The organism is Bailinhaonella thermotolerans, from assembly GCF_003594875.1.
GTDB lineage: Bacteria > Actinomycetota > Actinomycetes > Streptosporangiales > Streptosporangiaceae > Bailinhaonella > Bailinhaonella thermotolerans.
Map to the genome: position 1 here is coordinate 25,864 of NZ_QZEY01000004.1, position 14,135 is coordinate 39,998.

14 protein-coding genes are annotated in these 14,135 nt (G+C 72.5%); 6 read left to right on the plus strand and 8 right to left on the minus strand.

Annotation, left to right across the window (positions count from 1 at the left end; all coding sequences use genetic code 11):
* Positions 1–159 precede the first annotated feature (159 nt).
* The 3 genes from D5H75_RS12675 (at position 160) to D5H75_RS12685 (ending at position 2,421) form a co-directional block, all read left to right on the plus strand.
* Positions 160–1,407 carry a hypothetical protein gene (locus tag D5H75_RS12675; protein ID WP_119926642.1) on the plus strand — a complete coding sequence of 416 codons (1,248 nt, stop codon included), beginning with the start codon at positions 160–162 and terminating at the stop codon, positions 1,405–1,407.
* 223 nt (positions 1,408–1,630) lie between these two features.
* Positions 1,631–1,990 (plus strand): DUF397 domain-containing protein, encoded by a 360-nt coding sequence (locus D5H75_RS12680; RefSeq protein WP_119927093.1) that lies wholly within the window; start codon positions 1,631–1,633, stop codon positions 1,988–1,990.
* A 2-nt stretch (positions 1,991–1,992) separates the two neighbouring features.
* The gene (locus tag D5H75_RS12685; RefSeq protein ID WP_119926643.1) at positions 1,993–2,421 is read left to right on the plus strand and encodes a DUF397 domain-containing protein; all 429 of its coding nucleotides are present in this window, start codon (positions 1,993–1,995) and stop codon (positions 2,419–2,421) included.
* Positions 2,422–2,700: 279 nt separating this feature from the next.
* Here D5H75_RS12685 and D5H75_RS12690 read toward each other — a convergent pair whose 3' ends face one another.
* From D5H75_RS12690 to D5H75_RS12705, 4 genes are all read right to left on the minus strand, one after another.
* Complete coding sequence (locus D5H75_RS12690; protein ID WP_119926644.1) at positions 2,701–3,405, minus strand: gamma-glutamyl-gamma-aminobutyrate hydrolase family protein; 705 nt, start codon at positions 3,403–3,405, stop codon at positions 2,701–2,703.
* Positions 3,402–4,166, minus strand: a complete 765-nt coding sequence (locus D5H75_RS12695) for a 3-oxoacyl-ACP reductase (protein WP_202638105.1) — start codon at positions 4,164–4,166, stop codon at positions 3,402–3,404. Before D5H75_RS12695 ends, D5H75_RS12690 begins: the two co-directional genes overlap by 4 nt.
* Positions 4,167–4,223: 57 nt before the next feature.
* On the minus strand, positions 4,224–5,579 hold the full coding sequence (locus tag D5H75_RS12700) for an aldehyde dehydrogenase family protein (RefSeq protein ID WP_119926646.1): 1,356 nt from the start codon (positions 5,577–5,579) through the stop codon (positions 4,224–4,226).
* 279 nt (positions 5,580–5,858) lie between these two features.
* A complete protein-coding gene (locus tag D5H75_RS12705) occupies positions 5,859–7,205 on the minus strand; it encodes a glutamine synthetase family protein (protein WP_242454197.1) in 1,347 nt (448 codons plus the stop codon).
* 110 nt (positions 7,206–7,315) lie between these two features.
* Between D5H75_RS12705 and D5H75_RS12710 the strand changes: the two genes are divergently transcribed.
* Positions 7,316–8,038, plus strand: coding sequence for a FadR/GntR family transcriptional regulator (locus D5H75_RS12710; protein WP_119926648.1), 723 nt, complete (start codon positions 7,316–7,318; stop codon positions 8,036–8,038).
* Between the two features lie 416 nt (positions 8,039–8,454).
* Entirely contained in the window at positions 8,455–8,871 is a 417-nt protein-coding gene (locus tag D5H75_RS12715; protein ID WP_147425131.1) for a hypothetical protein, read from the plus strand.
* 204 nt (positions 8,872–9,075) lie between these two features.
* On the opposite strand, the gene D5H75_RS12720 is transcribed toward D5H75_RS12715, so the two are convergent.
* A complete protein-coding gene (locus tag D5H75_RS12720) occupies positions 9,076–9,723 on the minus strand; it encodes a CatB-related O-acetyltransferase (RefSeq protein WP_119926650.1) in 648 nt (215 codons plus the stop codon).
* Positions 9,720–10,661, minus strand: coding sequence for a Vgb family protein (locus D5H75_RS12725; RefSeq protein ID WP_119926651.1), 942 nt, complete (start codon positions 10,659–10,661; stop codon positions 9,720–9,722). Before D5H75_RS12725 ends, D5H75_RS12720 begins: the two co-directional genes overlap by 4 nt.
* Positions 10,662–10,947: 286 nt before the next feature.
* Here D5H75_RS12725 and D5H75_RS12730 point away from each other — a divergent pair, with 286 nt between their 5' ends.
* Positions 10,948–11,829, plus strand: coding sequence for a lactonase family protein (locus tag D5H75_RS12730; RefSeq protein WP_202638106.1), 882 nt, complete (start codon positions 10,948–10,950; stop codon positions 11,827–11,829).
* A 208-nt stretch (positions 11,830–12,037) separates the two neighbouring features.
* Here the strand turns inward: D5H75_RS12730 and D5H75_RS12735 are convergent, their stop codons facing one another.
* Both D5H75_RS12735 and D5H75_RS12740 read right to left on the minus strand, forming a co-directional pair.
* Positions 12,038–13,117 (minus strand): terpene synthase family protein, encoded by a 1,080-nt coding sequence (locus D5H75_RS12735; RefSeq protein WP_147425132.1) that lies wholly within the window; start codon positions 13,115–13,117, stop codon positions 12,038–12,040.
* 212 nt (positions 13,118–13,329) lie between these two features.
* Complete coding sequence (locus tag D5H75_RS12740) at positions 13,330–14,070, minus strand: ABC transporter permease (RefSeq protein ID WP_119926654.1); 741 nt, start codon at positions 14,068–14,070, stop codon at positions 13,330–13,332.
* Positions 14,071–14,135 lie beyond the last annotated feature (65 nt).

A 14,135-nucleotide genomic window follows, 5' to 3' on the forward strand; every position in this document is an offset into this window, starting at 1 on the left:
GTGTCCGCCTCCCGTGGGTGCCTGGGGAGCGCCAGCCTGGAGACGCGTTTCCCCCTCGCGGGGGAGCCGGATCACCTCGCGGGGTGATCATCGGCGGGGGCGGGGGCCGCATGCTCGGAACGCCGGCGGGGAGCCGGTCGCGGTGGAAGAGGAGTGAGCATGGCGGTGGCGGACGTTCACCCGGCGGAACCCACCCGGGACGGGGGCCGCGCCCAGGGGGACGGCGTGCGGCGGGACGGCGTGCGGCAGGGCGGTGCGCGGCGGGACGGTGCGCGGCAGGGCGGTGCGGGGCAGGGCGGTTCCGGGCGGGGCGGCGGGTGGCGGGAGCGGTTCCGGTCGCGGGCGCCGCTGCCGTTGTCGCTGGTGGCGCTCGCGGTCGCGGCGCTCTGGCTGGCGGCCCCCGGGAGCTATCCGTACGGCATGGCCTCGCCGGTGACCGTGGGCGTGAACCACTGGATCGAGCGTGACCTGGGGATCGTGCTGCTGCTGGCCTCGGGCGCGGCCGGGCTCGTGGCGGTCGCCGTACGGCGGCCGCGGATCGTCACGGTGGTCGCGGCGGCCGAGGCCGCGTTCTTCCTGGGCGCCATGTCCGACGCGGCGGTCCTGTCCACCGTGGGGTACGCCGCGATCCCGGCCCTGGCCGTGGGCGTGGCCGCGTTCGTCGTGACGGGCTGCGTGCGACGTCACCCGGCGGGTTACGCGGGGGCGGCCGTGCTGGCGGCGGTCGCCGCGGCGTTCGCGACGGGTCTCCTCGACACCGCCGTGATCACGTCCTACCTGGGGAACCTGGGCGAGGGCCTGGGCCGGTACGGCGTCCGCATCCTCTGGTCCTGGCTCATGGCCGCGCTGGCGCTGGCCTGGGCGGTGGTGGCGTTCGCCGCCGTGCCGGCGTCCGGGGCGCCGGCCCCGCCGAACCCGCGCCGGGGCCGGGTGGTCACGATCCTGGCCGCCCTGTGCGCCGCGCCGTACGCCGTGGCCCGCCTCTCCTGGGCGACCCCCTGGCCCCTCGCGGGCTTCGACCCCGCGACCGACCGCACGGTCCTGCTGATCCCCGCCCTGGACCCGGCCACCCGCCTCCAGGGCTTCCTGATCGGCCTGGGCTCCCTGGCCGCCCTGGTCCTGACCCTCGGCCTGACCGCCCGCTGGGGCGAGGTCTTCCCCCGCTGGATCCCCGCCCTCCGCGGCCGCCCCGTCCCCGTCAAGCTCGCGGTGATCCCCGCCGCCATCGCCGCGATCGTCTTCGCCATCTCGTCCCCCGGCGTCCTGGCCGCCGCCGCCCAGCACAGCACCTGGCAGGACGCCCTCCTCTTCCTGGCCCTCTTCCCCTGCCCCCTCTGGTCCCCCCTCCTGGCCGCCGCCACCCACACCTACTGGCACCGCCGCACCCACCACCCCCTCACGCCCTGAGATCCCGCGCCCGCCCGCGATCCCCTTCACCCGGCCGGCCGCCGAGGCCGGGGCGAGCCTCGCGGGCGCGGCCGTACTCCCCGTGCCGGGGAACCGAGGGCGGTATACGTTGATGTCCGGAGCCCCCGCCGCGATGTCCGCGAAGAGCCCGACCGCTCCCCCGGAGGGGAGGACCCTGGCCGCCCAGGCTCGCACGTTTCGGAGGTGCGAAATGGCGCGACGGATGGATCGAAACCGGATCTCCGCGTGGCGGAGAAGCGGTCACAGCACCAATGGCGGCGAATGCGTGGAAGTGTGCGTGGCCGAGGGTGAGACCGGTGGCGCGGGACACGAGGCTGATCACGATGTGTGGTTGCTGATTCGCGACTCGAAGGATCCGGCGGGCGGGGAGCTCGCCCTCACGCCTGCCGAGTGGACCGCCCTCCTTCTGCGCATCAAGCGAGGCGATTTCGAGGCCGCGGCTTGGCCGATGCTCACGCGCATGCCCTCTCGCTGGTGCCTCACCTGCGCGGACGCACTGCTGCCCGCGCTTGAGGTGAAAGCGGTGGACCGGCTGGAGCCGGTGAGAGGGGCGATGACTTGAATATGCGCTCATTCGATGACAGCGGATGGATCACGAGCAGTTTTTCGGGCAGCGGGCAGCAGTGCGTGGAGCTGAGGCGGGTGCCGGGCGGGGTGGCGATACGTGACTCCAAGAATCGGAGCGGATCCGTCCTGCTCGTCCAGTCTGATGACTGGGCGGCGTTCCTGGACGAAGCGAAGTCCGGCGGCTTCGATCTCCCCGGGCCGGTGCGCGGCGATGCGGTGGACAAGCCCTCCGCTCAGGACCTCGATCTGCGGGACGTCCGCTGGCTGGAGAGTTCGATGCGGGCCGGGGTGGGAGTCGCCTTCCTGGATCGCTACGTGGTGATGACCCTCGCTCCCGATGCCGGTGTCCTCGTGTTCGACCACGGTGAATGGACCGCCTGGCTCAGGGGCGCGTCAGAGGGCGAGTTCGACGACCTGGCCGCCTGACCACTCCGCGAGTCAGGGTGATGACCTGAAGATGCTCGCTGCGCCGACTGCGTGGTGCCCTTGTGCGCATGGCGGTCATCGGCCCTTCCGGCTGGGTTACGTGGAGGCTCCGGCGGGGGTGCGCGAGGGGGCGGTGGCCCCCTCGCTGGGGGTGTGGGGGCGGAGCCCCCGCTGAGGGGGGTCCGAACTTGATCGCGCGTAGTGCTCTCTTGTGAGGGCCTTGCTCTTGGGCGGGCGCCTTCTTGTCGGGTTCGGCTCGTCGGGCTGGGGCCTGCGGGGTTAGGGCCTGCGGGGGTGGGTGGCGTCGGTGAGGGCTTGGAAGAGGGAGGTGTCCTCGGTCATCTCGGGGTGCCATTGGACGGCCAGGGCGAAGGGGTGGGAGTCGAGTTCGGCGGCTTCGACGGTGCCGTCCTCGGCGTGGGCGGTGAGGGTCAGGCCGGGGCCGGGGCGGTCGATGGCCTGGTGGTGGTAGTGGTGCGGGGTGAGCTCCGTGGTGCCCAGGGCCTTGGCCAGCAGGGTGCCGGGGGTCACCTGGACCGGGAGCCGGCCGTAGGCGCCGGGGGCGGGGGAGTGGCCGGTGTGGCCCACCACGTCGGGGAGGTGCTGGTGCAGGGTGCCGCCCAGGGCGACGTTGAGGATCTGGAGGCCCCGGCAGACGCCGAGGAAGGGCAGGCCGGCGTCGAGGGCGGCGCGGACCAGGGAGAGCTCGGCCTCGTCGCGGAAGCCGTGGATGTGGCTCGCCGCCGGGTGGCGGGGAGCGCCGTAGCGGGCCGGGTCGATGTCCCCGCCGCCCGCGACGATCAGGGCGTCCAGGCGGGGGAGGACGGCGGCGGGGTCGGCGATCGGCGGGAGGAGGACCGGCTGGGCGCCGGTCCTCGCCACGTGCTCGACGTAGGCGTGCGGCAGGAGCGCCGCCGTCGTGTTCCAGACGGTGAAGCTCGCCGGCTCCACGTAGCAGGTGATGCCGATGACGGGCGCGCTCATAGCGGCGTGACGTAGGCGCCGGAGATGCCGCCGTCCACGAGGAACTCCGAGCCGGTGATGAAGGAGGCGTCGTCGGAGGCGAGGAAGGCCACCGCGGCGGCGATCTCGGACGCCTCGGCGAAGCGGCCGACGGGGATGTGGACGAGGCGGCGCTGCGCCCGCTCGGGGTCCTTGGCGAACAGCTCCCGCAGCAGCGGCGTGTTGACCGGCCCCGGGCACAGGGCGTTGACCCGGATGCCCTCCCGCGCGAACTGGACGCCCAGCTCCCGGGACATGGCCAGGATCCCGCCCTTGGAGGCGGTGTAGGAGATCTGGGAGGTGGCCGAGCCCATCACCGCGACGAACGAGGCGGTGTTGATGATCGACCCCTTGCCCTGCCGCCGCATGTAGGGGATGGCGTGCTTGCAGCAGAGGTAGACGCTGGTGAGGTTGACCTCCTGGACGCGCTTCCAGGCCTCGATGCCCGTCTCCAGGATGGAGTCGTCCTCGGGCGGGGAGATGCCGGCGTTGTTGAACGCGATGTCCACCGAGCCGTAGGTGTCGAACGCGGTCCTGAACATGCGCTCCACGTCGGCCTCGCTGGTCACGTCGGCCTTGACGTAGAGACCGCCGACCTCCTCGGCCGCCTTGCGCCCGGCGGTCTCGTCGATGTCGACGCAGACGACCTTGGCGCCCTCCTCGGCGAACCGGCGGGCCGTGGCCAGGCCGATTCCGCTGCCCGCGCCGGTGATGACGGCGACGCGGTCCTGCAAACGCTGCATGGGTGTCTCACTCTCCGATGAAGCCCCGGCCATGCGGGGGTGTGCGGAACGGTGGGCTCAGCTCTCCGTGGCGATGAAGACGTTCTTGGTCTCGGTGAAGGCGTCGAGCGCGTCGGGGCCCAGCTCCCGGCCGATGCCCGACTGCTTGAACCCGCCGAAGGGGGTCCAGTGCCGGACCGAGGAGTTGGAGTTGACGCTGAGGTTGCCCGCCTCCACCGCGCGGGTCACCCGCAGCGCCCGGCCCACGTCGCGCGTCCAGATCGAGCCGGACAGGCCGTACGGCGTGGCGTTGGCCAGGCGGATCGCGTCGTGCTCGTCGCGGAACGGGACGACCGCGACGACCGGGCCGAAGATCTCCTCGGTGAAGGCGCGGTCAGACACCGCGATCGGCGCGAGCACGGTCGGCGGGAACCAGTAGCCCGGACCGGCGGGGGCCTCGCCGCGGAAGGCGACCGGCGCGCCGTCGGGCACGAACGAGGACACGCGGGCGTGGTGCTCGGCGGAGATCAGCGGGCCCATGTCGCTGGTGTCGGCGGTGGGATCGCCGACGCGGAACGCCTTCACCGCGGGCTCCAGCAGCTCCATGAACCGGTCGTGCGCGTCGCGCTGGACCAGGATGCGGGAGCGGGCGCAGCAGTCCTGCCCGGCGTTGTCGAAGACCGCGCCAGGCGCGGCGGCGGCAGCGGCCTCCAGGTCCGCGTCGGCGAAGACGATGTTGGCGCTCTTGCCGCCGAGCTCCAGCGTCACGCGCTTGAGCGTCGCCGAGGCGGTCACCATGATCCGCTTGCCCACGCTCGTCGAACCGGTGAACACGATCTTGTTGACGTCGGGGTGCTCGGCCAGCCGCGCCCCGGCCACCTCGCCCTCGCCCGGGACCACCTGGAGCACGCCCTCGGGGATCCCGGCCTCCAGCGCCAGCTCGGCCAGGCGCAGCGCGGTCAGCGGGGTCCACTCGGCGGGCTTGACGATCACCGTGTTGCCGGCGGCCAGCGCGGGCGCGACCCCCCAGGTCATGATCAGCATGGGGAAGTTCCACGGCACGATCACGCCCACCACGCCCAAAGGCTCCTGGAACGTGACATCGACGCCCCCGGCGACGGGGATCTGGCGGCCGAAGTTGCGCTCCGGGGCGCCCGCGAAATAGGCGAGCACGTCACGGACGGCGCCCGCCTCCCAGCGCGCGTTGCCCGCCGTGTGCCCGGCGTTGGCGATCTCCAGCGCGGCCAGCTCGTCCGCGTGCTGATCGACCACCTCGGCGAACCGCCGCAGCAGCCGAGCCCGGTCCACGGGCGAGACGGCCCGCCAGGAGGCGCAGGCCGCGCGGGCCCGGACCACCGCCTCGTCCACGGCCGCCGCGTCGCGCAGCTCGACGTCCGCGATCACCTCTTCGGTGGCCGGATTGATGATCTTCATGGTGTTCCTTCCCGGGCGTGACGGCCCGCTCCCGGCCGTCAGACGCCCTGATCCGCCGCCCCTGAGCCCGCTGGAACCCGCTGGGACGCGCTGGGATCCGCTGTCCCGGGCCCGCTGTCCTGTGATCCGCTCTCCTGCGATCCGCTGTCCCGGATCCGCTGCCACAGAGCCTGCCTTCCGGCCGGCCCGGGCCGGGGTGGCGAACCGGATTCTGTGGACAACGCCCCGGCCTGTGGAAAACTTTTGCCCCGGCCGCTTCCGGAGCCCCCGAGCCGCGGGTCAGAGCCGTTCGTAGCCGCGGTACAGCTCCCAGTCGGTCACCGCCGCGTCGAACGCCGCCTGCTCCACCCGGGCGTTGTTGGCGTAGTGGGCGACGACCTCCTCGCCGAACGCCTCCCGCGCCGCGCCCGACGCCTCCCACGCGGCGAGGGCGTCCCGCAGGCTCGCCGGCACGGTGTCCGCGCCCGAGGTGTACGCGTTCCCGCCGTACGGCTCCTCGAGCGGCAGGCCGCGCTCGATCCCGTGCAGCCCGGCGGCGATCAGGGCGGCGACCGCGAGGTAGGGGTTCACGTCCGCGCCCGGGACCCGGTTCTCCACGCGCAGCGACGAGCCGTGCCCGACCAGGCGCAACGCGCACGTGCGGTTGTCCACGCCCCACTTGACCGCGGTGGGGGCGAAGGATCCGGGGACGTACCGTTTGTAGGAGTTCACGTTGGGCGCGAGGAACAGCGTGAGGTCCCGCAGGCAGGCGAGCTGTCCGGCGATGAAGTGCTCCCCGGCCGCCGAGAGGCCGTGCGCGCGGTCGCCCGCCATGACCGGTTCGCCGTCCTCGTCCCGCAGGGAGAGGTGGATGTGGCAGGAGTTGCCCTCGCGCTGGTTCGGCTTGGCCATGAACGTGATCGACACGCCCTCCTGGGCCGCGATCTCCTTCGCGCCGTTCTTGTAGATCGTGTGGTTGTCGCAGGTCTCCAGCGCCTCGGCGTACCGGAACGCGATCTCGTGCTGACCCAGGTTGCACTCGCCCTTGGCGGACTCGACGTACATGCCCGCGCCCTCCATGCCGCGCCGGATCCGCCGCAGCAGCGGCTCGACCCGGGCGGTCCCGAGCAGGGAGTAGTCCACGTTGTACAGGTTCGCCGGTTCCAGGTCGCGGTACGCCTTGCGCCACGCCTCCTCGTAGGAGTCGTTGTGGATCACGAACTCCAGCTCGGTCCCGACGTACGCGCGCCAGCCGTACGACGCCAGGCGGGCGAGCTGGCGGCGCAGGATCTGGCGCGGGGAGGCCGCGACGTCGGAGCCGTCCTCCCAGGTCACGTCGGCCATCAGCAGCGCCGTGCCCTCCTGCCAGGGGATCCGCCGCAGCGTCGAGAGGTCGGGCCGCATCATGAAGTCGCCGTAGCCGCGCTCCCACGAGGACATCGCGTAGCCGTCCACGGTGTTCATGTCCACGTCCACCGCGAGCAGGTAGTCGCAGCCCTCGGCGCCGTGCCGCAGCACCTCCTCCAGGAAGTACCGCGCCGACAGCCGCTTGCCCTGGGGGCGCCCCTGCATGTCCACGATCGCCAGCGCCACGGTGTCGATACGGCCGGCCGCGACCTCGTCCCGCAGTTCCTCGACCGTGAGCATGGGTGCCCCCCTGTGATCGCTGTGGTAAATGTCTGGAACCAGACCATTGACGGGCATGCAAGCACCGATCCCGGAGCCGTGTCAACGCATTCGCGAGAGAAGGAGCGCCGATGAGCCCACCGGAGAAGGTCGATGTGGCCTTTCGCCCGGTACGGGCGGGCAACGCGTTCGAGGAGACCGTCGAACGCCTGCTCCAGGCGATCAAGCTCGGCGCCGTCGCCCCCGGCGACCGGCTCCCGCCCGAACGCGATCTCGCCTCGCGTCTGGGCATCAGCCGCGTCACCCTCCGCGAGGCGATCCGCGCGCTCCAGGAGTCCGGATACGTCGAGGTCCGCCGGGGCCGGTACGGCGGCGCGTTCGTCGTCTACCAGGCCCCGCGCCCCGCCCGCGGCGACCTGGAACGCGCCATCGCCGACCTGGGCGACCGCCTCGGCGACGTGCTCACCTTCCGCATGGCCGTCGAATGCGGCGCTGCCGAGGCGCTGGCCTCGGCCGACCTGTCGCCCGAGGCGCTGGAGACGCTCGAACGCCGCCTCGCCGACGTCAACGCCGCCGGTCCCGACGACTACCGCCGCCTCGACACCGCCTTCCACCTGGCGATCGCCGAGCTGACCGGCTCCACCCTGCTCGCCGGCGCGTGCGCCGACGCCCGCCTCCGCATCACCGACCTGCTCAACGCGATCCCCGTCCTGCGCCGCAACATCGACCACGCCGCGGTCCAGCACGAGGCGATCGTCTCCGCCATCCGCCGCCGCGACCCGCGAGCCGCCCGCCGCGCCGTACGAGAACACCTCGAAGGCACGGCGGCGCTTCTGCGCGGATTCCTCGCATAGCCGCGTTTCGCCGGCGCCTTTTGTCCCGGCGCCTTTTATCGCAACCCCTATTGTCTCAACCCCTTCTGTCCCGGCCCCTTTTGTACGGCTCGCGCCCGAAGCCCCGGCCGGATTCGGGCCGGGGCTTTTCTCCTGGCTTCACTCACCTCGGCGCCGGACATTGTCTTCTCTGGCGCGGTTCCTCCCCGTGAACCCATGCCCCGGCCCGCTCCCGCCCCGAAGCCGACGCCCCGGGGAGCGGCCCCGTGCAAGGGCTCGGGGCGCGCCTCCGGGGCGGGTCCGGGCCCGTTCCCGCTCGCCCGAGCCTCGGCAGCGCCACCCGATATCCGGCGCGTTCTCGCTCGTCAGGGCCGCATTCCCGAATCGGTTCGCGGTGGCTCTGCGGTTTCCGGGCCGGGAATGGGCATACTTTCGACGTGGACGGAATGGTGTCGTACTCCGGCGGACCGGAATCCCGGGTGAACGGGTCCGGGCCCGGCGAGTCATGGGAGGACGAGGTCGGCGCGCGGATGCGGGACTTCTGCGACCACGGCCTGCCGGGTGATTTCGCGAGGCTGGCCGCCCTGGCCGGGGACGCCTCGTTCCGGGAACTGGAAGCGCTCGGCCATCGCGCCGGCGGCGATTTCCGCCCCGACGAACTCCTGATGCGCCTGGAATTCCTTCCCTACATCGAGGACGCGGAGTTCGCCGCCCTCGGCCTCGACGAGGAGGAAATCGCCGCGACCCGCGAATTCGCCTTCGAATGGGCCGAGGAGATCAAACTCCGCCGCGCCGAGGACGGCGACCTCACCCCCCACGACGACGACTTCGACATCCCCGACCCCGACATCTGACCGGCCTCCGGGATCGAGGCCCGTCCCCGGATCGGGGCCCGTGGCAGGCGATGAGGCCCATCCCGGGAATGCGGCCGACTGGGCAATGCGGCCGGACTGGGCAATGGGGCCGGACCCGGCACCGGGACCGGATCCCGATATCGGGACCAGAAACCCAGGAACCGGTCCCCGATATCGAGACCGGCCCCTGGGCGGAGCGGAGGGCTAGAGCCCCCGCTCCAGCGCGATCTTCTCGATCTCCGCCGGAGTCCCCGACATGATCGTGCGGACGTGCTCGGTCACCACGTCGATCGGCCAGTCCCACCACGCGGCGCGCAGGAGCCGCTCCACGTCCTCCGCGTCGTACCGCGCCCTGATCGGCTGCGCCGGGTTCCCGCCCACGATCGTGTACGGCGGCACGTCCCGCGTGACCAGCGACCCCGTGGCGATGATCGCCCCGTCGCCGATCCGCACGCCCGGCATCACCGTGACCCCGTTGCCGAACCACACGTCGTTGCCCACGACCGTGTCGCCCCGGCTCGGCATCCCGGTGACCAGATCCAGCGTCGCCTCGGCCCACGCGCCCCCGAACATGGTGAACGGGAACGTGGACACGCCCATCGTCGGGTGCTCGGCGCCCGCCATCAGGAACCGCGTCCCGGAGGCGATCGCGCAGTACTTCCCGATGACGAGCCGCTCCGGCCCGTAGGCGTACAACACGTTCCGGGTCTCGAACTCGGTGGCGTGCTCGGGGTCGTCGAAGTACGTGAACTCGCCGACCTCGATCCGCGGATCGGTGACGAGCGGCTTCAGCAGCACGACACGCGGGTGCTCCGCCAGCGGGTGCACCACGTTCGGATCGGGATGGCTCATGAGTTCGACTCCTCACTCCCGGGAACCGCCCGGGGAACCGCCCCGGTAACCGCCCCGGGCACCTCCACGCGCGCCAGGGACCCGTTCTCCAGCGCGCACCACACCGCCCCGTCGTGCGCCGCGATCCCGTGCGGCTCGGACCCCGGCGTGGGCAGGTCCCAGGAGGCGATCTCGCCGTCCACGGTGATCCACCCGACGCGGTTGCCGCCCCACTCGGTGAACCACAGCGCCCCGTCGGGCCCCGTGGTGATCGCGTGCGGCCGCCCCTGCCGGTCGGGCAGCGGGAACTCGGTGATCTCACCCTCGGTCGTGATCCGCCCGATCTGGCCCGCGCCGATCTCGACGAACCACAGCGCGCCGTCCGGCCCGGCGCAGACGCCCACCGGCGCCGCGCCTTCCGTCGGCAGCGGGTGGACCCGCGTCGAGCCGTCCACGGCGATGCGCCCGATCGCGTTCGCCTGGTTGAGCGTGAACCACAACGCCCCGTCGGGACCCGCCGCGATGGCCGAGGGGAAGGCGCCGGGGGAGTCGTACTCCGTGATCTTCCCGTCCACCGTGATCCGCCCGACGCGGCCGGCGTTGAGCAGCGTGAACCACATCGCGCCGTCCGGCCCCGCGACGATCCCGAAGGGCCCGCCCTCGGGGGTGTCCGGCGCGAACGAGGTGACCCGCCCGTCCGCGGTCACCCGCCCGACGCGATGCGACTTGTACTCGCTGAACCACAACGCCCCGTCGGGACCTGGCGTGATCACCGTCGGCCCCGCCCCGGCCTGGAAGGTCGTGACGCGCCCGTCCCGGTCCCGGCGGCCGATCAGGCCCGCGTGGACCAGCGTGAACCACAAGGCGCCGTCCGGCCCCTCCGTCAGCGAGTACGGCCCCGCGTCCGCCGCGCTCACGCCGTACTCGCGAACCGGGCCGGCCTCACGCGGCCCCGTCATCTCAGTGGAGTGAATGTCGATCTCCCTCCGCCTTCAGGAATGGGATGCGGTGGAACAGACTACCCAGCATGGCGGTGTTCGCCAGTGGTATCCGCAACAGTGGACACACCGCCCGAACCGGGACGTCGTGCGAGGGTCAGGTGGAAGCGGGCGCGCCTGGCGGGCCGGGGTCGGTCGCCCGGAGGCGGTTGGTTACGGTCAGGCGAGAGTTCTGTGATGGTGGAGGCCGTAAATGATTTACCTGGGTGGAAGCGACCGGATTGGGACTGTTCATCCGCGTTTCGAGGTGGACGCTCCCGAGCCGACGTTCCTCGCCGCGCATCCCCGCCTGCCCCTGGTGTACGCGGTGCACGAGCGGCCCGACGGTGGGCTCGGCGTGTACGACCGGGAGCTGGAGCCCGTGGCGATCCTGCCCAGCGGCGGGAACGGGCCGTGTCACCTCGCCGTGGACCCCTCAGGGCGGTGGGTGGCCGTGGCCCACTACGGCGACGGGTCGGTGGCCGTCCACGACCTCGGCGCGGACGGCGTCCCGACCGGCGTGCGCGTCCTCGCGGGGGAGGGCGGCGGCCCCCACCCCAACCAGGACGGCCCCCACGCCCACCAGTGCGTCTTCGGCGACGACGGCGTCCTGTACGTCACGGACCTGGGCTCGGACGAGATCCGCCGGTACCGGCTGGGCGAGGAGATCCAGACCCTGGACCCGGTACGGCTGAAGCCCGGCGGCGGCCCCCGCCACATGACCACCGACGGCCGCCACTGGTACGTCGCGAACGAGCTGGACGCCACGGTCTCCGTGCACGACCGGGCGTGGACGGAACTGTCCAGGACCCCGGCGAGCGGGTTCTCCGGCCTCAACTACCCGTCGCACATCGAGCTCTCCGCCGACGGCCGCCACCTGTACATCGCCAACCGGGGGCCCGACACGATCGGCGTCTTCGCCGTCGGGGACGGCCGCGTGACGCCGGTCGCCGAGGTCTCCTCCGGCGGCGCGTGGCCCCGGCACTTCGCCCTGGCCGGCGGCCGTGTGTACGTCGCCTGCCAGCGCGCCGGCCACGTCGCCGTGTTCAGCCTGGCCGGCGGCCTCCCCGAGCCGACGGGCGAGACCATCGCGCACCCCGGCGCCGCCTGCGTCCTCCCCGTCACCCCGGCCGAGCACGAGGACGGTTAGGGCGCGGCGGCGAGCCCCCGCCCGGCGCGTTCGCCGGGCGGGGCGGAGGGCGGCGGCCACTCCTCGCCGCCTTCCACGCCGGCCCGCCGGCTCCCCGCGACGGCCTCGCCGTGACAGCCCGCCGCGATCCCCGCAGTGATCCGCTCCCAGCCCGCCATGGTCCCGCCGGCTGCCGCCGCGGTCCCGCCGTGAGCCGGGCGTGGTCCCGTCAGGGCTGCGGAGCGCAGGCGGACTGCCCGGACCGGGGCCGGGGGACCGCCGGGACCGACAGGAGCCGTTCCAGGTACTCCGGATCCCGCCCCTGCTCTGACGCCACCACCTTGCTGTACCGCGTGGTGTCCACCGACCAGTCGTAGTTGCCGCGGATCCAGCCCTTCATGACCTCGACCGCGCCGAGCACCGTCTCCTGGTCCTCAGGCGGCACGTCCAGCGAGTCCATGAGCTTGGGCAACTGCGGCTCGATCTCGACGAACGTGCGCAGCCGCGCGTTCGCCATGGCCACCGCCTCGTCCACCGCCTCCTGGAGCGAGACGCCGCGCTCGTGCGCGATGGACATGACCAGGTTCGTGCACTCGCCGTGGACGAGCTCCTTCCGCAGCGAGAACACGTCGTTGTTCCAGCAGACCACGTCCGCGGTGATCAGCCGCAGCTCCTGGTACTCCGGCGTCTCCAGCACCCGCGCGGGCACCTCGCGCCCCGCGGCGAGCTCGCCGACGTCCACGCAGGCCGGCATCGCGCCGCCGCCCCGCCTGATCTCCACGAACTCCTCGACGCCGGGGATCCGCCCCTGGAGACGGTTGCGCGTCTCCCGGCAGTAGGCGTCGAAGTACAGCTTCATCGACGCGCGGTACCGCTCCTGCCAGCTCTCCGGCATGTATCCGCGCATCTGCCGCCACATGTCGTCCAGCGCCGCCTGCAGTGGCGACGAGGGCGGGGTGTCCGCCGGCCTCCCCACGGGGATCCGGTCCAGCATGGCCTCCATGACCGCGTCCACCGCAGCCGGATCGCGCCCGAGCACTCCCTCGTCGAACTGGTCGTCGAACAAGAACAACCAGCTCATGAACTCCGCCGTCAGGAACAGGCGCGCCCTGTCCACATCCGGGGAGGTCATCGAGGCGAAGTAGCCGATGCGCCAGGCGTCGAACCGCTCGCAGGCGGCCTGGGTGCCGGTGAGCCGGAATCGGCGCACCCAGTCGTAGACGTGGGCCTCGGCCTCGGGAAGCAGGGGGTTGATCCGGTGGGGGAACGGCATGGAGAAGTCGGAAAGCCGAATTTGCCACTCGCTCATCTGTTCTCCGCTCCGGGCCGCGGAAAATGATCTCCATTCAGCCGTACGGCGGTGCAGCCCGCGCCGCCGTACCGATCCCTTCCCGAACCGATGATGGACCGAAAGTAAGTCCTTCGCTACATTCATCCGGATTACGGACCTGCCACGCAGTTCTTCCCTTCGCGTGGGTGTAGGTTCGCGGGGCCCGTGTCGGTGCAGGTCAGCGTGCCGATTCAGGCGGCGAGCCGCCGTACCGACGTGATGGCCCAGCGCAGGGTGAGAAGGGCGAGACCGGTGGTGAGCGCGAGGGCGAGCGGAATCGACCCGTCCCGGAAGTCACCGGCGAACAGCGCCCGCCCCGCTTCGACCGCGTGGTACAGCGGATTGGCCGCCGCGATCGCCTGGAGCCAGCCGGGGGCCAGCGCCATCGGCAGGATGATGCCGGTGAGCAGCAGCATCGGCACGTACAGCGTGGCGTTGAGCTGCGCCAGCCCGTTCTCGTCGCGGGCGGTCAGCGCCAGCGCGTACGACAGGGTCGCCGACAGCAGGCCCAGCGCGGCCACGAGCACCAGCGTGAGCGCGACGCCGAGCGGGTTCGCGCGCATGCCCATCAGGGCCGCCAGCCCCAGCAGCAGCGCGGCCTGGCCGACCAGCACGACCATGTCCCGCAGCGCGGGCGCGAGGACCAGCGCGGCCCGGCTGACCGGCCCGGCGGCCAGGCGTTCGAGCACTCCGGCGCGCAGCCGCGCCAGCATGCCGTACCCGACGGACAGCCCGCTGGAGAGCGCGATCAGCACCAGCGCGCCGGGCGTGAAGTCCCGCAGCGCCGAGCCGCCGGGCATCAGCCCGTCCAGCAGCGGGGCGAACAGCACGAGCCACAGGACCGGCTGCACGACCCCGAACAGCAGCCAGAACGGGTTGCGCAGGCTGCCCCGCACCTCGTGCGCGAACAGCAACCGGACGTCCTTGATCATGGGGGAACCCCTTCACCTCAGGGAACTCGCGGGGGGAGCCGCCCGCCCGGCCGGGGCGGGACGGG